Source organism: Nonomuraea dietziae (assembly GCF_014195505.1).
In the GTDB taxonomy this organism is placed as follows: Bacteria; Actinomycetota; Actinomycetes; order Streptosporangiales; family Streptosporangiaceae; genus Nonomuraea; species Nonomuraea roseola.
Genome location: NZ_JACIBV010000001.1, coordinates 7,299,274 through 7,317,825 on the forward strand (window position 1 = coordinate 7,299,274; position 18,552 = coordinate 7,317,825).

At 70.8% G+C, this 18,552-nt stretch carries 20 protein-coding genes; 9 read left to right on the forward strand and 11 right to left on the reverse strand.

The features are described 5' to 3' along the window. Window positions 1–308: 308 nt before the first annotated feature. Both FHR33_RS34860 and FHR33_RS34865 read right to left on the reverse strand, forming a co-directional pair. Window positions 309–626: a hypothetical protein gene (locus tag FHR33_RS34860; protein WP_183656982.1), complete on the reverse strand. Its 318-nt coding sequence runs from the start codon at window positions 624–626 to the stop codon at window positions 309–311. A gap of 72 nt (window positions 627–698) precedes the next feature. Beyond that, the gene (locus tag FHR33_RS34865) at window positions 699–1,628 is read right to left on the reverse strand and encodes an AraC family transcriptional regulator (RefSeq protein WP_183656984.1); all 930 of its coding nucleotides are present in this window, start codon (window positions 1,626–1,628) and stop codon (window positions 699–701) included. A gap of 221 nt (window positions 1,629–1,849) precedes the next feature. On the opposite strand from FHR33_RS34865, the gene FHR33_RS34870 reads away from it, so the two are divergent. From FHR33_RS34870 to FHR33_RS34895, 6 genes are all read left to right on the forward strand, one after another. Next, complete coding sequence (locus tag FHR33_RS34870; RefSeq protein WP_183656986.1) at window positions 1,850–2,317, forward strand: anthrone oxygenase family protein; 468 nt, start codon at window positions 1,850–1,852, stop codon at window positions 2,315–2,317. A 97-nt stretch (window positions 2,318–2,414) separates the two neighbouring features. Next, a complete protein-coding gene (locus FHR33_RS34875; RefSeq protein WP_183656988.1) occupies window positions 2,415–4,046 on the forward strand; it encodes an ABC transporter substrate-binding protein in 1,632 nt (543 codons plus the stop codon). Further along, a complete protein-coding gene (locus FHR33_RS34880) occupies window positions 4,043–5,059 on the forward strand; it encodes an ABC transporter permease (RefSeq protein WP_183656990.1) in 1,017 nt (338 codons plus the stop codon). The genes FHR33_RS34875 and FHR33_RS34880 overlap by 4 nt, the downstream gene beginning before the upstream one ends. Continuing rightward, window positions 5,056–5,904, forward strand: coding sequence for an ABC transporter permease (locus FHR33_RS34885; protein ID WP_183656992.1), 849 nt, complete (start codon window positions 5,056–5,058; stop codon window positions 5,902–5,904). Before FHR33_RS34880 ends, FHR33_RS34885 begins: the two co-directional genes overlap by 4 nt. Further along, entirely contained in the window at window positions 5,901–6,707 is an 807-nt protein-coding gene (locus FHR33_RS34890; protein ID WP_183656994.1) for an ATP-binding cassette domain-containing protein, read from the forward strand. Before FHR33_RS34885 ends, FHR33_RS34890 begins: the two co-directional genes overlap by 4 nt. Next, the gene (locus FHR33_RS34895; RefSeq protein WP_183656996.1) at window positions 6,704–7,567 is read left to right on the forward strand and encodes an ABC transporter ATP-binding protein; all 864 of its coding nucleotides are present in this window, start codon (window positions 6,704–6,706) and stop codon (window positions 7,565–7,567) included. Before FHR33_RS34890 ends, FHR33_RS34895 begins: the two co-directional genes overlap by 4 nt. Before the next feature lie 64 nt (window positions 7,568–7,631). Here FHR33_RS34895 and FHR33_RS34900 read toward each other — a convergent pair whose 3' ends face one another. Both FHR33_RS34900 and FHR33_RS34905 read right to left on the reverse strand, forming a co-directional pair. Then, a complete protein-coding gene (locus tag FHR33_RS34900; RefSeq protein ID WP_183656999.1) occupies window positions 7,632–7,988 on the reverse strand; it encodes a DUF742 domain-containing protein in 357 nt (118 codons plus the stop codon). Beyond that, window positions 7,981–9,903: a sensor histidine kinase gene (locus tag FHR33_RS34905; RefSeq protein WP_183657002.1), complete on the reverse strand. Its 1,923-nt coding sequence runs from the start codon at window positions 9,901–9,903 to the stop codon at window positions 7,981–7,983. The genes FHR33_RS34900 and FHR33_RS34905 overlap by 8 nt, the downstream gene beginning before the upstream one ends. A gap of 160 nt (window positions 9,904–10,063) precedes the next feature. Here FHR33_RS34905 and FHR33_RS34910 point away from each other — a divergent pair, with 160 nt between their 5' ends. Further along, a complete protein-coding gene (locus tag FHR33_RS34910) occupies window positions 10,064–11,635 on the forward strand; it encodes an ABC transporter substrate-binding protein (RefSeq protein ID WP_183657005.1) in 1,572 nt (523 codons plus the stop codon). 174 nt (window positions 11,636–11,809) lie between these two features. On the opposite strand, the gene FHR33_RS34915 is transcribed toward FHR33_RS34910, so the two are convergent. Continuing rightward, window positions 11,810–11,974, reverse strand: coding sequence for a hypothetical protein (locus tag FHR33_RS34915; RefSeq protein WP_183657008.1), 165 nt, complete (start codon window positions 11,972–11,974; stop codon window positions 11,810–11,812). A gap of 20 nt (window positions 11,975–11,994) precedes the next feature. Here FHR33_RS34915 and FHR33_RS34920 point away from each other — a divergent pair, with 20 nt between their 5' ends. Together FHR33_RS34920 and FHR33_RS34925 are read left to right on the forward strand one after the other, a co-directional pair. Then, window positions 11,995–12,636 carry a hypothetical protein gene (locus tag FHR33_RS34920; RefSeq protein WP_221242287.1) on the forward strand — a complete coding sequence of 214 codons (642 nt, stop codon included), beginning with the start codon at window positions 11,995–11,997 and terminating at the stop codon, window positions 12,634–12,636. 342 nt (window positions 12,637–12,978) lie between these two features. Beyond that, window positions 12,979–13,857: an SGNH/GDSL hydrolase family protein gene (locus FHR33_RS34925; protein ID WP_183657024.1), complete on the forward strand. Its 879-nt coding sequence runs from the start codon at window positions 12,979–12,981 to the stop codon at window positions 13,855–13,857. Here FHR33_RS34925 and FHR33_RS34930 read toward each other — a convergent pair. Genes FHR33_RS34930 through FHR33_RS34955 form a run of 6 tightly spaced genes read right to left on the reverse strand, consistent with a single transcriptional unit; the run spans window position 13,854 to window position 18,543 of the window. Continuing rightward, window positions 13,854–14,939 carry an ABC transporter permease gene (locus FHR33_RS34930; protein WP_183657027.1) on the reverse strand — a complete coding sequence of 362 codons (1,086 nt, stop codon included), beginning with the start codon at window positions 14,937–14,939 and terminating at the stop codon, window positions 13,854–13,856. The two genes, FHR33_RS34925 and FHR33_RS34930, sit on opposite strands and share 4 nt — an antisense overlap. After that, complete coding sequence (locus FHR33_RS34935; RefSeq protein ID WP_183657030.1) at window positions 14,936–15,916, reverse strand: ABC transporter permease; 981 nt, start codon at window positions 15,914–15,916, stop codon at window positions 14,936–14,938. Before FHR33_RS34935 ends, FHR33_RS34930 begins: the two co-directional genes overlap by 4 nt. A gap of 2 nt (window positions 15,917–15,918) precedes the next feature. Next, the gene (locus tag FHR33_RS34940) at window positions 15,919–16,635 is read right to left on the reverse strand and encodes an ABC transporter ATP-binding protein (RefSeq protein ID WP_183657033.1); all 717 of its coding nucleotides are present in this window, start codon (window positions 16,633–16,635) and stop codon (window positions 15,919–15,921) included. Continuing rightward, a complete protein-coding gene (locus FHR33_RS34945; protein ID WP_183657036.1) occupies window positions 16,632–17,336 on the reverse strand; it encodes a hypothetical protein in 705 nt (234 codons plus the stop codon). The genes FHR33_RS34940 and FHR33_RS34945 overlap by 4 nt, the downstream gene beginning before the upstream one ends. Continuing rightward, the gene (locus FHR33_RS34950; protein WP_183657039.1) at window positions 17,333–18,193 is read right to left on the reverse strand and encodes an ATP-binding cassette domain-containing protein; all 861 of its coding nucleotides are present in this window, start codon (window positions 18,191–18,193) and stop codon (window positions 17,333–17,335) included. Before FHR33_RS34950 ends, FHR33_RS34945 begins: the two co-directional genes overlap by 4 nt. Further along, window positions 18,190–18,543 (reverse strand): GntR family transcriptional regulator, encoded by a 354-nt coding sequence (locus FHR33_RS34955; protein WP_183657042.1) that lies wholly within the window; start codon window positions 18,541–18,543, stop codon window positions 18,190–18,192. The genes FHR33_RS34950 and FHR33_RS34955 overlap by 4 nt, the downstream gene beginning before the upstream one ends. Window positions 18,544–18,552: the final 9 nt, after the last annotated feature.

An 18,552-nucleotide genomic window follows, 5' to 3' on the forward strand; every position in this document is an offset into this window, starting at 1 on the left:
GCGCGGCGGCGGCACGGGTCAGCGGGCGACGGCGGCCCCGGCCGGCGCCTGACACTCAGGGCCCGGACAGGCGGGGCCCGAGCAGGCCGGGCAGGCGGGGTCCGACCAGGGCGCCGGCACCAGGTGGCCGCGGTCGCGCCAGGTCACCGCGCTCCGGCCGCACCCGTTGTCGACGTGCCATGCCTCATAGGTGTGCTTCCACTCCGCATGGCACAGGGCGCAGCGGTGCGTCCACGTCTCCAGGACGACGCAGGAATCCTTCATGGTCTTGCTCCGATCATGTGGTGGTACGGCGGGCACGGGCCCTGTCACGTACGCCACACGCACAGCAGCGTCCTGAGCGCCGTCTTCCGCACGCACGCGGGCGCGGCAGGCGTGGCCACCACGGGATCGTGCCGTCCGAGGAGGGAAGGCGGAGAAGGACGCCGGACGGGAAGCGCGGTTCTCCGTGAGGTGTCGTCGGAGACGGGGAGCCGTTCGACGGCGACGTTCTCGCCCTCGGCGGCGAACGCCTCGGCGTACGCGGGGCCGAGCCCTCCGACCTGAACGGTCCAAGCGAGGGCTGCCACCACCACCCACAGCCATGCCCGACCGCCGGGGGACAGTCGGGGCATCGCGATACTCACGCTGTGTAACATGTCCGCGCCAAAGCGCGGAGAATCGTCACACAGTGTAATATTCGTTCGACGTCAGGGGCGCTACACGGAGGTCAGGCGATACTCCTGGGGGCTCACTCCCCGCTCCCGTTTGAACGCCGTGCTCAGCGCGAACGCGCTGCCGTACCCCACTCTCCTGGCCACCGACCCCACGGTCGCGTCGGGCTCGCGCAGGAGGTCGGCGGCCATGGCCAGCCGCCACCCCGTGAGGTACGTCATCGGCGGCTCGCCCACCAGCTCGGTGAAGCGCCGCGCCAGCGCGGCGCGGGACACCCCGACGCGCTCGGCCAGCGTCGCCACGGTCCACGGGCTGGCCGGCTCGTTGTGCAGCACCCGCAGGGCGCGGCCCACGACCGGGTCGCTGTGCGCCTGGTACCAGGCGGGCGCGCCCGCCTCGGGACGGGAGAACCAGGCCCGCAGCGTGGCGATCAGCAACAGGTCGAGCAGCCGGTCGAGGAAGACCTCCTGTCCCGGCTGATCCTTGGCGATCTCGTCGCCGAGCAGCGTGAGCAGGGGGGAGTCGAGCGAGGGCACGACGAGGGAGGCGGGCAGAGCGAGCAGCAGACGCTGACTGATCTCGCCGCGCATCTGGTAGGTGCCGCTGAGCATGGCGGTGGGGCCGTCCAGGCTCTCGCCCCAGGTGCGGACGCCCAGGTCCATGGAGGCGCACAGCTCCACCCCGTCGACCGTGGTGCTGCGCTCTCCTGGGTGGATGAGGATGGTGGGCTCGGTGCCCGGGGCGTCGGCCACGTTGTACGCCTCGGGCCCCCGCATGATCGCGACGTCGCCCGGACGCAGGCGCAGGGGGTCGCCGCGGTCGGGCAGGACCCACGCCTCGCCGCGCAGCATCGAGACCAGCGTGAGCGGCGCGCGGTCGAGGATGCGGACCGACCACGGCGGTGTCATGATCGAGCGGAGCAGGAAGGCGCCGCGGGCGCGCGGGCCGTCGAGAAGTCCGGCGAGAGCGTCCATGAGCCGAAGCCTAGACGCTCGATGATGGGGCTGAGCGTGTGAGCCATGGCCCGTCTCGGTCGCCGCCGCCAAGCTGAGGACATGACAGATCTGGTCCTGGGCGGTGCCCGCACGACCGGGCGACTGCCGGTCGGTGCCGGCTCGCGGAACGGCACGCCCCCCTTCGACCGGAGCGACGAGTGCGCCGCGCGTGCGGCGGCGAGTGGAATGTGGAGTAGATCATGATGACGATGGCCTCGGCCGTGCTCAGTGTGCTGCTGCTGGGCGCGATGGCCGGACTGTTCTTCGCGTTCTCGACCTCGGTGATCCCCGGGCTCGACGCGATCGAGCCCGAGCGGGCCGTCGCGGCGATGAGGAGCGCCAACAGGAAGATCCTCAACCCGCTGTTCCTGCCGGTGTTCCTCGCGGCCAACGTCGCGCCGCTCGTGACGGGCGTCCTGCTCCTGACGCAGGGCCGCCCGTCGGCGGGCATCGCGTTCCTGGCCGCCGGAGGCGTCTACGTCGTGGGCGCCTTCGTGGTCACCATGGCGATCAACGTGCCGATGAACAACGCGCTCGAGGCGGGGACGGGCCCGGCCGAGCGGCTGTGGGCGGACTACTCGCCCGGCTGGCAGCGGTGGAACGTGATCAGAGGGCTGGCGAGCCTTCTCGCGCTGGGCGTCGCGGCGGCGGGCCTGCTGTTGTGGTGATACTCGCGAAGGGGGAGGCGTAAGTAGATACGATCTTGCGCGTCGGGTGAAACCGGGCGAAAGGCCCGGATCACCGCCTACGAAAGGAACTCCCCCCATGCGCTGGCACAAGCGTCTGCTCACCGCAGGGGTCGTCGGCGCCGTGGCCATGACCGCTTCCGCGTGCGCGGGCGGCCAGGTCCGTGGCGCCAGCCAGCCCCCTTCGGCCCCCGCCACCCAGCCTGGCGCGAGCGCGAGCACGAGCGCGGCCCCCGCCGCCGTCAACGACAAGGCCTTCGTCTACGCGCCCAACCTCGACGTGGTCACCGACTGGGACCCCGCGACCTCGTACTCCAACGAGAACATCGCGATGCAGAACATCTACGAGTCGCTGACCCGCTACAACGCCGCGAGCCAGAAGCCCGAGCCGCGCCTGGCCACCGAGTGGAGCTCGGCCGACGGCGGCAAGGAGTGGACGTTCAAGCTGCGCGAGGGCGTGAAGTTCCACTCGGGCAACCCGGTCACCGCCGAGGCCGCCAAGAAGGCCATCGAGCGGACCATGAAGCTGAAGAGCGGCGCCGCCTACATCTGGGACGCGGTCAAGAAGATCGAGGCGCCCGACGGCGGCACGCTGAAGTTCACGCTGAAGTACGCCACCCCGCTCGACCTGGTGGCCTCCTCCGGCTACGCCTCCTACATCTACGACACCAGCGTGGTCGAGAAGGTGAAGGACGGCACGACCGACGCGGGCTCCGGCCCCTACACGATCGACACCTGGGCCAAGGGCAAGGAGACCGAGCTCACGCTCAAGGCGTTCGACGACTACTGGGGCGGCTGGAAGCCGGGGCAGTACAAGAAGGTGGCCTTCCGTGTGACGCCCGAGCTGACCACGGCGTGGCAGCTGCTGAAGAACGGCGAGGTCAACTTCGTCCAGCGGCTCAACCCGCAGCTGTTCGCGCAGGCGGGCTCCACCCCGGGGGTCCAGGCGACGCGGACGCCCTCCTTCCAGAACCTGATGCTGCTGTTCAACACCGAGAGCGGCCCGCTCAAGGACGTGAAGGTCCGGCAGGCGCTGCAGAAGGTCCTCGACTACGACGGCCTGGCCGCCGCTCTGGAGGGCGCGGGCGTGAAGGGCTCGGGCCTGGTGCCGCAGGGCCTGCTCGGCTTCACTCCCGGCCTGGAGCCGAAGCAGGACCTGAAGGAGGCGGCGGAGCTGCTGGCCGCCGCGGACTACGGGCCCGACCTCAACGAGCTGAAGCTCAGCCTCACCTACGCCCAGGGCGACGCCGACCAGCAGCTCATGGTCACGCTGCTGAGCTCGCAGCTGAAGAAGCTGAACGTCACCCTGCAGGCCAAGCCGATGCAGTGGAACGCGCAGTGGGACCTCGGCAAGAAGAAGGGCCAGGACATCTTCGTCATGTACTGGTTCCCCGACTACGCCGACCCCTACTCGTGGTTCGTCAACGTCTTCCGCAGCGCCGACCCCGTCTCCTTCAACCTCTCCTACCTGAAGGACGAGGCGATCGACAAGGCGATCGACGCGCTGCCCCAGCTGACGGCCACCGACAGGGCCGCGGCCGAGCAGTCCTACGCCGACCTGCAGAAGAAGATCATCGAGGAGAAGGCCGCCGTGGCGGTGCCGTACGTGCAGACCTACCAGCGCGCGCTGACGGCGGGCGTGCAGGGGTACGTCGACAACCCCGCCTACCCGAACGTCGTCTCCTTCTACGATCTGACGCTCGCCGGGTGATCGGGTATCTGACGCGCCGGCTCGGCCAGGCCCTCCTGGTCGTGGCCGGCGTCGTCACGCTCACGTTCGTCATCATGCGGCTGGTCCCCGGCGATCCCGCCGTCGCCTACGCCGGGCCCAAGGCGACGCCCGAGCAGCTCGCGGCCGCGAGCCGGCAGTTCGGGCTGGACCAGCCGCTCCACGTCCAGCTCTGGAACTACGTCAGGGACCTGGTCACCGGCGACTGGGGCACCAGCCTGCGCACCAGGCAGCCGGTCCGCGAGGACCTGTTCACCGCCTTCCCCGCCTCGCTGGAGCTCGTGGGAGCGGCCCTGATCCTCGCGATCGTGGTGGGGATCCCTGTGGGCGTCCTCGCCGCCCGTCACAAGGCGAGGCTGCCCGACCTCGGCGTACGGCTCGGCTCGATGCTGGCCGTCTCCGTGCCGGTGTTCTGGCTCGCGCTCACCCTGCAGACCGTCTTCGCCAGCCACCTCGGCTGGTTCCCGGTCGCCGGCGAGTACGACGCCTCGCTCGACACCACCAGCCCGCTCACGCTCTGGACCAACATCACGATCGTGGACGCTCTCATCACCGGCAACTGGCCCATCTTCACCAGCACGCTCGACCACCTCGTGCTGCCCGCGCTGGTCGTGGCCGCCTACCCGGCGGGCGTGATCGCCCAGATGACCCGCGCCGCGCTCATCGAGGAGTCAGGCCAGGAGCACGTACGGCTGGAGCGCGCCCTGGGCTTCGGCGAGACGACCATCCTGACCAGGTTCGCGCTGCGCCCCGCGCTCAACCCCGTCCTGTCGCTGATCGCGCTCGTCTTCGCCTACTCCCTGGTCAACGGCTTCCTCGTCGAGGCGGTCTTCAACTGGCCGGGTCTCGGCCGCTACGCCTTCAACGCGATCACCTCGGCCGACACGCCGGGCATCGCGGGCGTCACCCTGCTGGTCGCCGTGGTCTACGTGCTGGTCAACCTGGTCGTGGACCTGCTGCAGGGCGTCATCGACCCCAGGGTGAGGACGCGATGACCGTCGTCGAGCCGCGCAGGCGGCTGCCCAGGATGCCCGACCGCCTGGCCGCCTTCGGGGCCGTGCTGCTCGTGCTCATCGTGGCGTCGGCGCTCTTCGCGCCGTGGCTGGCGCCGTACGAGGAGAACGACCCGAGGCCGCTCGACAAGCTGCTCGAGCCCAGCTCCTCGCACTGGTTCGGCACCGACCACGTGGGGCGCGACATCCTCACCCAGATCCTGTACGGCGGGCGCACCTCGCTGGCGATCGCCGCTGCCGTGCTGGCCGTCTCGGCGCTGGTGGGCGTCACGCTCGGCGTCGTGGCCGGATACGCGGGCGGCTGGATCCGCGACGTGATCATGCGGATCACCGACATCTTCCTGGCCTTCCCCGCGCTGCTGCTCTCGCTCGCGCTCGCCGTCGTGCTGCAGCCCAGCGTGACCACGGTGATCCTGGCGATCGCGGTGACCTGGTGGCCGTGGTACGCCCGCCTGTCGGCCTCGGTGGCCGCCTCGGTGTCCACCAGGAGCTACGTCGACGCGGCCCGCTGCCTGGGCGTGCCCGCGCCGGTGATCGTGTGGCGGCACGTGCTGCCGAACTCGATCACGCCCGTCCTCGTGCAGCTCTCGCTCGACGCCGGAGGGGTGATCCTGACCGCGGCAGCCTTGTCCTACCTGGGGCTGGGCGCTCACGAGCCGACCGCCGAGTGGGGGCTGATGGTGCAGCAGGGCCAGGCCCTCTTCACCACGAACTGGTGGGTGGTCACCTTTCCCGGCCTGGCCATCCTGGTGACCGCGTTCGCCTTCAACGTGCTCGGCGAGGGACTGCGGAGCGCGCTCGACCCGCGAAGGACGGTGATCAGGTGATCAGGGTGCGGGATCTGCGCGTCGCCTACGGCGACAGGGTCGTGGCCGAGGTCCCCGAGCTGGACGTGGGGCGCGGCGAGTGCGTGGCGATCGTGGGGGAGAGCGGTTCGGGCAAGTCCACCACCCTGCTCGCGCTGCTCGGCCTCACCGAGGGCGCCCGCGTGTCGGGCGAGGTGTCGGTGTGCGGGGTGGACGTCATGAAGGCGCGGCCCCGCGCGCTGCGTGCCGTACGCGGCGCCAAGGCGGCGCTGGTCATCCAGTCCCCGCAGGCGGCGCTCTCCCCGACGACCAGGCTCGGCGTCCTGATGCGCAGGGCGCTGCGACTCCACGGCGTCACGGGTGGCCCCAGCCTGACGGGCGGCGCCGGCTCCACGGGCGGTCCCGGCACCATGGGCAAGGGGGCGCGCGGGATCGACGCGGTGATGGCCCAGGCGTGCGAGGCGGTGCTGCTCGACCCGGCGATCCTGCGCCGCTACCCGCACGAGATCTCCGGCGGGCAGGCCCAGCGGTTCGCCATCGCCATGGCCATCGCGCTGGGCGCCGAGGTGATCCTGGCCGACGAGCCCACCAGCGCGCTCGACGTCACCGTCCAGGCCGAGGTCGTCGGCGTGCTGCGCGGGCTGCGCGAGGAGCGGGGCCTGGCCGTCCTGCTCGTCTCCCACGACCTCGCCCTGGTCTCCACGATCGCCGACCGCGTGCTCGTCATGAAGGACGGCGTGGTCGTGGAGTCGGGCCCCGCCCGCCACGTGCTGCGCGACCCCGACCATCCCTACACCCGCGAGCTGCTGGAGGCGCTCCCATGATCCTGCGCGCCGACGGCGTCACCCTCGGGTACGGCGGCCGCCCCGTCGTCCACGACGTCACACTCGACATCACCGAGGGGGGCGTCGGCCTCATCGGCGAGTCCGGCTCGGGCAAGACCACGCTGGCCCGCGCCTTCCTCGGACTGCTCAGGCCCATGAGCGGCACGATCACCTTCAACGGCAAGGACCTGCGCACGGCGGGCATGAAGGCGTTCAGGAAGGCCGTGCAGCCGGTCTTCCAGGCCGAGTCGCTCGACCCGAGGATGTCGGTGGCCCGCTCCATCGCCGAGGGAAGCCGCGACAGAGCCGCGGTGCCCGCGCTGATGGAGCAGGTCGGGCTCGACCCTGCCCTCGCCGCGCGCAGGCCCCACCAGCTCTCCGGCGGCCAGCGTCAGCGCGTGGTCATCGCCAGGGCCCTGGCCGTCCGGCCGGAGCTGCTCATCCTCGACGAGCCGACCAGCGCGCTCGACGTCACCGTCCAGGCGAGGATCCTCGAACTGCTCGAAGGGCTCGATGCCGAGCGGCTGCTCATCACCCACAACCTGGCGGTGGTGGAGCGGCTGTGCCGTACCTCTCATGTGCTGTTCGCCGGCAGGGTCGTCGAGTCGGGGCCGACGGGCGAACTGCTGAGGCGGCCCGCGCACCCCTACACGCTGGCGCTGCGCGACGCCGTGCCGAGGCTCGGAGGGCAGCCGCCGGTGGCGAGGGGGAGGACGGAGGCGGCCCCCGCGAGCGAGGGGTGCCCGTTCAGGCTGCGCTGCCCGCTGGCCGTACCGGAGTGCGAGAGCGCCCCCGAGCCGCGCGAGGTGGCCGGCAGGAAGGTCGCCTGCCACCGGGCCGAGCTCGTCCTCAGCGCCTGATGGTCGCGCCCGCCTCGGTCCTCGTTGGCTCGTGCCTCGCTCTCTCGGGCCCGAGCTCCTGCGCTCAGAGGGCTCGCAGCCCGTTGATCACCTCCAGCATCACCTTCGCGTCGGGCGCGGGAGGCGGCTTCTCGACCTCGACCAGTTTCTGCGCGTGCAGGTCGCCGACCAGCACGCGCACCACGCCGATGGGCAGGTTCAGCTCGGCGGCCACGTCCACCAGACGGGTGGGCTTGGTGCACTGCTGCAGGATGATCAGGTGTTCGGGGTTCAGCCCCACGGGCATCGCGAGACCGCCCGCCGTGATGATCACGGCGATGAGGGCGATGGCCTCGCTCGCGGGCACGGTGCGACCACGCGTCAGCAGGTAGGCGGGGACGATAGGACCTGCGTCCTCGTCCAGCCAGCGCTCCTCAGTCACTGGTCACCACCCGCATCCGCCGGGCAGGCTCGGGGTCGTGCTCCTGCGGGGCATCGCTCTCCTCCTCCGAGCTTGTTCGCTCGGAGACAAGCTCTCCTGGGATCAGCACGATGGCGGTGGTCCCTCCATATGGCGAACCGCGCAACGTCACGCGGATGTCATGCCTGGCGGCCAGGCGGGCGACGACGAACAGGCCGAGCCTGTCACTGTCGGCGAGATCGAACTCCGGCGGGTTGGCCAGCCGCTCGTTGAGATCGGTCAGCTCCTCCTCGCTCAGCCCGAGGCCCCTGTCCTCCACCTCGATCGCGAACCCGTGGGCGGCGAGCTCGCCGCGGACGGTGACCGCGGTGTGCGGAGGGGAGAAGACGGTGGCGTTCTCGATGAGTTCGGCGATCAGGTGGATGACGTCCCCCACCACGGGCCCCGCCAGCGAGTGGTCGGGCATGGGGGAGACGCTCACCCTGGTGTAGTCCTCCACCTCGGCGGACGCGCCGCGGACGACGTCGTGCAGCGGGACGGGCTTGCGCCAGCCACGCCCTGGGACGGCGCCCGACAGGATGATCAGGCCCTCGGCGTGACGGCGCATCCTGGTGGTGAGGTGGTCGAGGCGGAACAGGTCGTCCAGCGCCTGCGGGTCGGTGGCGGTGCGCTGCATGCCGTCCAGCTGGATGCGCTGGCGGTGCAGCAGTGTCTGGCTGCGCCTGGCCAGGTTGCGGAAGACCTGGCCGACGCCCGCCCTCAGCTTCGCCTCGCCCACGGCCGCCTCGACGGCGGTCTGCTGGACGGTGGCGAAGGCCTTGCCGACGTCCTGGATCTCGGCCGTCCTGCCCGGCACGGTCAGCGCGGGCACCTCGACCTCCTCGCCCTGACGCAGCTTGCGCACCACCTGCGGCAGCCTGGACTCGGCCACCTCAAGGGCGGCCTGGCGCAGCGTGCCCAGCTCCCTGGACAGCCTGTTGCCCATCCGCAGCGAGATCACGATCGAGACCACCACCACGACCAGCCCGGTGCCCGCCAGCACCAGCGCCCGCACGAGCACCGCGTCGGCGACCGGCTCGGCGCGCTCGGACAGCAGGACGCTGGCGCTGTTCTGCGCCTCCTGGATGGTGGTGGCCAGCGCGTCGGAGGCGGTGGGCCAGTCGGCGGGCGCGTGGCCCGCGATGATCTGCTCCTCCATGATCCTCAGCCGCTGATAGGCGGGCGAGGTGATGATGCCCACCTGGATCTCGCGCAGCGGCGCGTCCAGCTCGGCGAGGGCCTGGTCGATGAGGAAGCGGCGGTTGCCGACGAGCTGGGTGAAGAGCTTGCGCTCCTCCTCGCCAGGATCGCCGACCGCGATCGCCTGCTCCCTGGTCAGCAGCTCCTTGGCGTACCCGAGGTTGATGACCAGGCGCGACTGCTCGTAGATCGGGATGTCGTCGATCAGCGCCACGCTGCGTTGCAGGCCGAAGAGCGCGTCGGAGATCGCGTTGTAGGCCTCGATCGTGGGCAGGATCGGCGACAGGCCCGCGTCGATCTCACCTCTGATCCCCTCGAGGTGCGCCAGCTGCGTGAGCACCGTGTCGATCTCCGTACGGACGGCGGGCGTGGACGAGCCGCGCGAGAGCTCCGACAGCTGACGGAAGCGCTCCCTCGCGGTGTCGGTCCTGGCTCGCTGGGTGTAGGCCTCGGCCTGCTCGTCGGCGGTCGCGCGGTCGACGACCAGCGACGCCGAGGACAGGCGTTCGCGCTGGAGCTCACTGATCAGCTTGCTCGCCGGCTGGCGCAGGTTGGTCCAGCGCTCCTTGTACGAGCGAAGTTCGAGGCTCTCCCCTGCTGTCACCGCGACGATGATGACCCATAGGGTGACCATCGAGACAAGCGGGACCAACAGTAGGCCGACGATCTTCACCCTGATCGTGCGGCTTCGGGCCATGGCACCTCACTCCGGTCGGTCCCTGGCATCGGAACCCCGGATTGGGACACAGGAGAGCCTAGCAATAGGCCCACACAATTTCCCGATTTTTCGGGATTTTCGGCGCTGTTTCGTGATCTTGCAGTAAGTTCACCACAAGATCGGGGAGTGGGGGAGACAGATGCGCCGTCGGCTGATCGCGGCCGCGCTCGCGCTCCTCCTGGCCGGCTGCTCGGGCCAGCAGGCGCAACAGGCGCGGCAGGAGCCGCCGCCCGCCAAGGAGTCCACGTTCGTCTACGTGGAGAACCTCGGCGTGGTCACCGACTGGGACCCCGCCAGCTCGTACTCCAACGAGATCATCGCGATGCAGAACGTCTACGAGTCGCTGACGGTCTACAACCCGGTCACCAAGAAGGCGGGTCCTCGCCTGGCCACCTCGTGGCGCGCCAGCTCCGACGGCAGGACCTGGACGTTCACCCTGCGCTCCGGCGTCACCTTCCACACGGGAAGGCCGCTCGACTCCGCCGCGGTCAAGGCCTCGATCGAGCGCACCATGCGCTCCAAGAGCGGGCCGTCCTACATCTGGAACGCGGTCGAGAGCATCAGGGCCGTCGACCCGCTCACGGTCACCTTCACGCTGAGGTACGCCGTGCCGCTCGATCTCGTCGCCTCCTCCGGCTACGCCGCCTACATCTACGACACCGCCGCCTCCACCGACCTCAAGGCCTGGTTCGCCGCGGGACGCGACGCGGGCACCGGCCCCTACACGGTGGCCAGCTGGCAGAAGGGCAAGCGCGACGAGCTCACGCTCAAGGCGTACCGGCCCTACTGGGGCGGATGGGACAGGCCCCACTACACCAGGGTGAAGTACATCGTCATCCCCGACCTCGACGAGGCGTGGCAGCGGCTGCTGCGCGGCGAGGCCAGCTTCGTGCACCGGCTGAACCCCGCCCTCTACCGCAGGGCGGCCAGGACCGCAGGGGTGCGCACGGCCGAGATACCGTCGTTCCAGACCGCGATGCTGCTCTTCAACACCGCCTCGGGACCGCTGACCGACGTGCGGATCCGCAGGGCGCTGCGCAAGACCATCGACTACGACGGCACGCTGAGGGCCCTGCGCGGAGCCGCCTCGCCCGCTACGGGGGTGATCCCCGAGGGACTGCTCGGCCATCTGCCCGACCGCAGGCCCAAGCAGGACCTCCAGGGCGCCACGCGGCTGCTGACAGCCGCGGGATACGGCCCCGGTGGGCGCAACCTGCGCCTCACCCTCACCTACGCCCAGGGCGACGAGGACCAGCGCGTCTTCGTCCAGCGCCTGGCGGCCACGCTAGAACCGCTCAACGTCACGCTCGTGGCCAGGGCGATGCCGTGGGAGGCGCAGTGGGCGCGCGGCAAGACGCGGGGGCAGGACATCTTCCTGATGTACTGGTGGCCCGACTACGCCGACGCCTACTCGTGGTTCACGAACGTGTTCAGGAGCGCGGAGAAGGTCGAGTTCAACCTGACGTACCTGAAGGACCGGGTCGCGGACGGGCTGATCGACACCCTGCCCGAGCTGACTGTCACCGACAGGGCGGCGGCGCAGCGGGCGTACGCGCGGCTGGACCGCCGGCTGCTTGAGGTGCAGGCGGCGGCCGCGGTGCCGTGGGTGGTCAACTACCAGCGCGCCTACCTGGGCGGCATCCAGGGCTACAACGACAACCCGGCCTACCCCGACGTCGTCTTCGCCTACGACCTCCGCCCCGCGGGCTGACCCTTCGTCCGCAGAGGAGGATCAGCGAGGGACGCACCTCAGGAACATCCTGGACAAGCCCGGCGCCCGCGACCGCACCCGGGCGGCCGTTCTCGCCCACGAGTTCGGGCTCGTCTTCGCCGGAGCAGGCGGGCGCGCCTGAAGGGTGTCGCAGAGGAGGCGCTCCCTCACCCTTCAGGTCTGCTGTGGCGGGTTCTCGACGCGTTCGCGCAGGCGGCTACGGATCTCCTCCGGCGTGTAGGCACGGCGGCGGCGTTCGGCGCGGGCCATGACGACGCCGGTCGCGGCCACGCCCGCCATGCCCGCGAGGCCCAGAATCTTCCACCACTTCGTGCGCATGTGCCTAGGGTAGTGCTGTGCTGACTCTTGACGAGGCCGTGAACCTCACTCGGACAGGCGATCTGTGGGTGTTCAGGGGGCGTTCGGTACCCGACAGGGCCATCCAGACCGTGACCAACAGTCCGGTCAACCACGTGGGCATGTCGATCGTGATCGACGACCTGCCGCCGATGATGTGGCACGCCGAACTCGGCAAGTCGCTGCTCGATCTGTGGTCGGGCACCCACCAGCGCGGGGTGCAGCTGCACGACCTGCGCGAGGCGGTCACCGTGTGGGGCCAGAGGTACGGCCAGCGCGGCTGGCTGCGTCAGCTCGAGCCGCAGGCGACGCAGGAGATGGAGGACGCCGCGCTGCGCACGGTCGCCAGGCTCGACGGCACGCCGTTCCCCTCGACGGCGCGGCTGGCGGGGCGCTGGCTGCGCGGCAGGGTGCCGAGGCTGCGCAGGAAGGCGGCGGCGAAGGAGGGCGAGGCGACGCTGGAGCGGGCCTACTGCGCCGAGGTCGTCGCGGTGACCTACGAGGAGATGGGCCTGCTGCAGGCGGGACGCAGGCCCAACTGGTACGACCCCGGCAAGTTCTGGAGCGGCGACGACCTCGACCTGCCGGAGGGCTACCGGCTGGGCGGCGAGATCACCGTGGCCGTCCCGCTGACGGCGAGCTGAGCCGAAGGGGCGCCGACTGACGTCGGGGTTGACCCGACGCGGCGGTGACCGACGTCCGGGCTGAGCGGAGGCGGCGGTGACCGACGTCCGGGCTGAGCCGAGGCGGCGGTGACCGACGTCCGGGCTGAGCCGAGGCGGCGTCGTCCGGCGGTCTGCTGAGCCGAGGCGGCGGCGACGCGAACGGCGGCCCGCACGGAGAGGTGATCGGCGAGGCAGCGCTCGGCCAGGACTCCGCCATGAGCGCGCAAGGAGCGCGCGGTCGCCTGGATCCGAGGCCCGCGCCCGCGCCACAGTGCGTCCCTGGACGCGCCGCGCATGGCGGTCCTGGCCGAAAGGGACTCGATGCTCCGTTCCACCGTCGTGCTCTCCTCCGCCGTGCTCATGGCGCTCGTGGGGACCACGCCCTCTTCCGCGCGGCCCGCCGCGGCGCCCGGCGATGTCTACGTGGCGCTCGGCGACTCGGCCGCCGCCGGGCCGCTCATCCCGAACCAGTCGCTCGCCCAGCCTGGCTGCCTGCGCTCGAACCGCAACTATCCCTCGCTCACCGCCGCGTCCCTGGGCGTCACCGTCTTCAGGGACGCCTCGTGCTCGGGCGCGACCACCGAGGACATGTACGAGGGGCAGGTCACGCCCGCGGGCAAGGTGCCCCCGCAGCTGGAGGCGGTGACCGAGGACACCACCCTGGTCACCCTGCAGATCGGGGGCAACGACCTCAGGCTCACCGAGCTCGTCGTGCAGTGCTTCAACCTGCTGCCGCTCGTCGCCGACCCCTGCGCCGACGACGAGCCCGAGGACGGCGAGAACGGCTGGCAGGCCAGGATCCAGGCCCTCGCGCCCAGACTGGAAAGGCTCATCGGCCGCGTCGCCGAACGGGCGCCCATGGCCAGGATCTTCGTCGTCGGATACGCGACCTACCTGCCCAGGGGCGGCTGCTACCCGCGCGTGCCCGTGCTCGGCGAGGACGCCACGTGGGTCCAGGGTCTCATCACCCGCGTCAACCGCGTGCTCGCCGAGCAGGCGGTCGCGAGCGGCGCCACCTATGTCGACCTGGAGACGCCGAGCGCCGGTCACGACGCGTGCGCGGCCAGAGGCGTCCGCTGGATCGAGGGGTACGTTCCCACCTCGCGCGCCATGCCCTTCCACCCGAACGCCGCGGGCATGCGCGCCTTCTCGGACGTGGTCACCGCCGCGATCGAGGCCCAGGGGCGCGCCCTGCTCTAGGTGAGGGCGCGGCGAAGGCGCCAGGTGCCCAGGGCGAACAGGACCAGCGCCAGCCCCGTCAGCACGCCCAGCTGGGGCAGCACGTCGACGAAACCGGCGTCGTGCCGCACCAGCTGGGCGAAGGCGTCGTATCCCCAGGCGTGCGGGGTCAGGTGCGCGATGGTCCTCAGCGTCGGGTCGAACGACTCCAGCGGGACCGTCCCTCCGCCCAGCGCCGACAGCCCGAGGCCCAGGATCATGGCGAGGGAGATCGGCGGTCCAGGCGTCTTGAACGAGGCGCCGAGCAGCATGGCGGCGCCCGCGCCCACCAGGGAGAAGGCCAGCAGGGTCGCGACCGCGCCGAAGGGGTCGCCCCAGTCGACGCCGAACAGCAGGGCCGAGCCGGCCATGATGAGCGCCCCCTGCGCCAGCGCGATCGCGACGCGGCCGAGCGCCTCCCCGGCGATCACGGTGCCGACCCTGGTGGGCGAGGCGTGCACGCGCCTGGAGACGCCCAGCGCGCGCGTCTCCACCAGGCCGAGCGCGGCGGTGAGCGAGGTGAGGAAGGTGAACAGGAGCAGCAGCGGAGGCGCTGAGATGGCGAAGGCGCTGAGACCCTCGGGGAAGACGGCCCTGCCCGCGGTGCTCACCGTGACCGTCGCCGTGGGCGACACGCCGAGGACGCGGGCCGACTCCTGCCTGACCACCGAGCGCACCCATGTGCCGACGTCGTGGCTCCTCAGGTCGGTCCGCCTGATCAGGTAACGGACCGCGGCCGTGCGGCCGGCCGCGAGCGACGCGTCGTAGGAGGCGGGAAGCACCAGTCCCGCGTGTACCTCGCCGCGCTCCACCGCCGTCCTGAGCGCCGCCTCGTCGGCCGCGCGGGTGACCGTCACGCGGGTTCCCGAGCCGAGCGCGGTGACCAGGCGGTCGGCCAGCTGCCCCTGGGCGGCGACCACGCCGAGCCTGAGACCGTCCTGACCGCCGAAGAGCTGACCGAGCACCAGGATCAGCAGGAAGGGGGCGAGGAGCACGAAGAACACGTTGGTCCTGTCCCTGGCGAGCCTGAGCAGGCCGACCTGGGCGATCAGCAGCACCTTCATGCTCTCACCAGCCTTGCCGCGAAGGGGAGGGTGAGCGCGGCGACCCCGAGCAGCACCGCGAGGGAGGGCAGGGGGGACGCGCCGCCGTGCAGGTCGGCGAGGCCGCGCAGGAACCAGTGGTGCGGGGTGAGCTGGACGAACCACGAGCCCACGGGGAAGAACGAGCCGCCGAGCAGGCCGAAGGCCGTGGCCATGACCGACTGCCAGGTGGCGGCCTGCTCGGCTGTCCTGGCGAAGGAGGCCACGAACGCGCTGAGCCCCATGGCGGCCAGCACGCAGGCCACGCACAGCGCGGCCACGCCTGCAGGGTGACCCCAGCGGGCGCCCATGAGCAGGCTGGTGGCGCCGACCAGCACCGCCATTCCCGCCAGAGCGGCCAGCAGGCCGCTGAGCAGCTTGCCCGCCGCCACGCTCGCCCTCGGCACCGGGGCGGCCAGCAGGCGGGCCAGCGTGCCGGAGCTCCGCTCGGCGTACAGCCCCGTGAAGCCGAACAGCACGGCGAAGAACATGAAGAACACCGCCGAGCCGGCCGCGTAGTGGGTCGCGGGGTCGAGCTCGCGGGTGGCGGCGGTGGCGTCCTCGACGATCTCGATCGGCGGCGGGCCCGGCAGCGGCAGCGCGGCGGACTCGGCGATCTCGCGGGCCACCTGGACGGCGATCGGCGCGTCGACGCTGCCGATCACGTGGATGGAACCAGGGCCCGTCACGAACACCGCGTCCAGGCGGCCGCGTTCGACCAGCTCGCGCGCCTCCTGCTCGGAGGCGACGGGGACGACGGGCGGGAGCGCGGGCGACGAGGGGAAGGGGGAGGCGCCGACGGCGCCGTAGCGGGCGGCGACCGGCCCCTCGGAGCCCCCGATGACGAGGTCGAACATGAACGCCATCCCGAGCGGCAGCACGATCGCGAAGACCAGCAGCGTGCTGTCCTTCGAGCGGCGGCGCAGGTCCTGGGCGAGGATGAGCAGCATCGCGCGCATGGTCAGTCCCTCAGCGCTCGGCCTGTGAGGCGCAGGAAGGTGCTTTCGAGGTCGGGGTCGCCCAGCTCGGACGGCGTGCCCTCGGTCAGCATGCGGCCGTGGTCGACGATGCCGACCCTGTCGCAGAGCCGCTCGGCCTCCTCCATGTAGTGGGTGGTGTAGAGGACCGCGAGACCTTCGCCGGTGAGCCGCTGGACGCTGTCGAGGATGGAGGTGCGGCTCTGCGGGTCGACGCCCGCGGTGGGCTCGTCCATGACCAGCAGGCGCGGGCGGTGCAGCAGGCCGACGCCGATGTTGAGCCTGCGCGACATGCCGCCCGAGTAGGTGGCCACGGCGTGGTCGGCGCGGTCGGACAGGCCGATGAGCTCGAGGACCTCGGCGATCCTGGTCCGCGCCTGCGCCCGCCGCATGCCGTACATGCCGGAGAAGAACCTGAGGTTCTGGCGGGCGGTCAGGTCGGGGTAGAGGGCCAGTTGCTGCGGCACGTAACCGACCATGGCGCGGGTCGCGAGGTCGGGGGCCCTGCCGGCGACGCGGATCTCTCCCGCGTCGGCGTCGAGAACGCCGACGATCATCGAGATGGCCGTGGTCTTGCCGGCTCCGTTCGGCCCGAGCAGGCCGTAGGTCTCGCCCTCGTGGACGGCGAAGCCGAGCCCGTCGACGGCCACGATGTCCTTGTAGCGCTTGCGCAACCCCACGACCTCGAGTAACGCGCTCATGACACCTTGTTCCTCAACGGGACGTCACGGATGATCAGCCAGGTGAGGCCGAGACCGACCACGAACGCGCCCACGGCGGCGAGGACCGCGCTGAGCGCCGAGTCGGCCACGTCGAAGCCGATCCTGAGGCTGATGAACGGCAGCGGCGTCTTGTCGCCGATCGTGGCCTGGACGAACAGGACAATGGCGACGGCGGGGACGATGGCCAGCAGCCCTCCGCCCTGCCACCGGTAGAAGGCGGAGGAGACGAAGACACCGGCCACGAGCCATCCCACGAACATCACGGTGTACTCGAGGAAGATCATCGGAACCTGGGTGGGCGCGCTGAACAGGTGGGCCTGGCCGAGGGCCCAGGTCCAGCCGGTCAGCCCGTACAGCAGCGACTCCAGCAGGAAGCTGATCACCAGCAGGGCCGAGAGGAACGGCGCGAAGATCGCGATGGTGACGGCGGCCTGGAATCCGAACTGGCGGCGGCTCTGCCCGTGGGCGATGAAGAGCGGCAGGAACTCGGTGACCAGGGCGACGCCGACGAACAGCGCGTACCACCTGGTCAGCTGGACGGCCTTCTCCCACACGCTCTCGTTGAGCTCGCCCCAGACGCCGATGCCGACGGTGACCAGCGTGATGACCACGAGGTAGGCCAGCCACGCGAAGAGCGCGAACCATATGTTGGCGGCGAGGAGGCGGCTGGGGAATCTCATGAGGCGGGGCCTCCCGTCAGGTGGATGAACAGTTCCTGCATGGCGATGGGGCCGGTCTCCAGACCCGCCTTGCGGGCCTCCGCGTGGTCGAGCGGGCCGTAGACCATGACGGACCTGGTCGGGCCGAGCTGCTTGGAGCCGAGGACGGTCAGGTCGCGGGTGAACTCCTCGACCTGCTCGGCGGGTCCTGTGACGGCGCTTCCCATGGCCAGCAGTTCGTCGGCGGGGGAGTGCACGACGAGGCGGCCCTTGTCGATGATGACGACCTCCTCGAACAGGGAGCTGACCTCCTCGATGAGGTGGGTCGAGAGGATGATCGTGCGCGGATGTGCCATGAAGTCGGCGAGCAGGGCGTCGTAGAAGGCCTGCCTGGAGGGGGCGTCCATGCCGAGGTACGACTCGTCGAACATGGTCAGCGGCGCCCTCGACGCCAGCCCCACCACCACGCCCACGGCCGAGCGCTGGCCCTTGGACATCGACTTGACGTTCTTCTTGCGGTCGAGCTTGAACAGGTCGATGAGCTCCTGCGCGTAGGCGGCGTCCCATCGGGGGCGCACGTCCTCGGCGAAGTAGAGCGCGTCCTCCACCGTGCCGAGGTTGACCGTCTCTCCCGCGTCGCGGATGAGGGAGATCTCCCTGGTCGTGAGCCAGTTCTCGAAGATCGGGCTGTCGTCGGCGAGCACCGTTCCGCCGCTGTGCCTGCGAAAGCCTGCCAGCACGGACAGCAGGCTCGTCTTGCCGGCGCCGTTGCGTCCGAGCAGGCCGTAGATCTTCCCTGTGTCGAGCCGCAGCGACAGCGAGTCGATGGCGACGGTCTCGCCGTAGGCGACCTTGAGGTTGTCGATGTCGATCCTCATCGGCTGTCCCTGATCCTCTTGATCACGTCGTCCAGCGGGATTCCGATGGCCTTGGCCTCGGCCACCATCGGATCGACCACGTCGGTGAAGAAGCCCTCCCGGCGCTCGGCCCTGAGCGTGTCACGGGCGGCCGGACTGACGAACATGCCGATACCTCGTTTCTTGTAGAGAACGCCCTCGTCGACCAGCTGCTGGAACGCCTTCTGCGCGGTGGCGGGGTTGATGCGGAAGAACGCGGCGTACTGGTTGGTGGACATCACTTGCTCGTCTCCCTTCAGCGCCCCGCTCAGGACCTCGGCCTTGATGCGGTCCGCGATCTGCCGGTAGATGGGGCTCCGGTCGTCGAACATGGTTACTCG

Bases quoted from the DNA above. Each gene is read 5' to 3' on its own strand.
- FHR33_RS34865 (WP_183656984.1), bottom strand. From the start codon at position 1,628: ATGGACGCTCTCGCCGGACTTCTCGACGGCCCGCGCGCCCGCGGCGCC.
- FHR33_RS34870 (WP_183656986.1), top strand. From the start codon at position 1,850: ATGATGACGATGGCCTCGGCCGTGCTCAGTGTGCTGCTGCTGGGCGCG.
- FHR33_RS34875 (WP_183656988.1), top strand. From the start codon at position 2,415: ATGCGCTGGCACAAGCGTCTGCTCACCGCAGGGGTCGTCGGCGCCGTG.
- FHR33_RS34885 (WP_183656992.1), top strand. From the start codon at position 5,056: ATGACCGTCGTCGAGCCGCGCAGGCGGCTGCCCAGGATGCCCGACCGC.
- FHR33_RS34895 (WP_183656996.1), top strand. From the start codon at position 6,704: ATGATCCTGCGCGCCGACGGCGTCACCCTCGGGTACGGCGGCCGCCCC.
- FHR33_RS34905 (WP_183657002.1), bottom strand. From the start codon at position 9,903: ATGGCCCGAAGCCGCACGATCAGGGTGAAGATCGTCGGCCTACTGTTG.
- FHR33_RS34910 (WP_183657005.1), top strand. From the start codon at position 10,064: ATGCGCCGTCGGCTGATCGCGGCCGCGCTCGCGCTCCTCCTGGCCGGC.
- FHR33_RS34915 (WP_183657008.1), bottom strand. From the start codon at position 11,974: ATGCGCACGAAGTGGTGGAAGATTCTGGGCCTCGCGGGCATGGCGGGC.
- FHR33_RS34925 (WP_183657024.1), top strand. From the start codon at position 12,979: ATGCTCCGTTCCACCGTCGTGCTCTCCTCCGCCGTGCTCATGGCGCTC.
- FHR33_RS34930 (WP_183657027.1), bottom strand. From the start codon at position 14,939: ATGAAGGTGCTGCTGATCGCCCAGGTCGGCCTGCTCAGGCTCGCCAGG.
- FHR33_RS34935 (WP_183657030.1), bottom strand. From the start codon at position 15,916: ATGCGCGCGATGCTGCTCATCCTCGCCCAGGACCTGCGCCGCCGCTCG.
- FHR33_RS34940 (WP_183657033.1), bottom strand. From the start codon at position 16,635: ATGAGCGCGTTACTCGAGGTCGTGGGGTTGCGCAAGCGCTACAAGGAC.
- FHR33_RS34945 (WP_183657036.1), bottom strand. From the start codon at position 17,336: ATGAGATTCCCCAGCCGCCTCCTCGCCGCCAACATATGGTTCGCGCTC.
- FHR33_RS34950 (WP_183657039.1), bottom strand. From the start codon at position 18,193: ATGAGGATCGACATCGACAACCTCAAGGTCGCCTACGGCGAGACCGTC.
- FHR33_RS34955 (WP_183657042.1), bottom strand. From the start codon at position 18,543: ATGTTCGACGACCGGAGCCCCATCTACCGGCAGATCGCGGACCGCATC.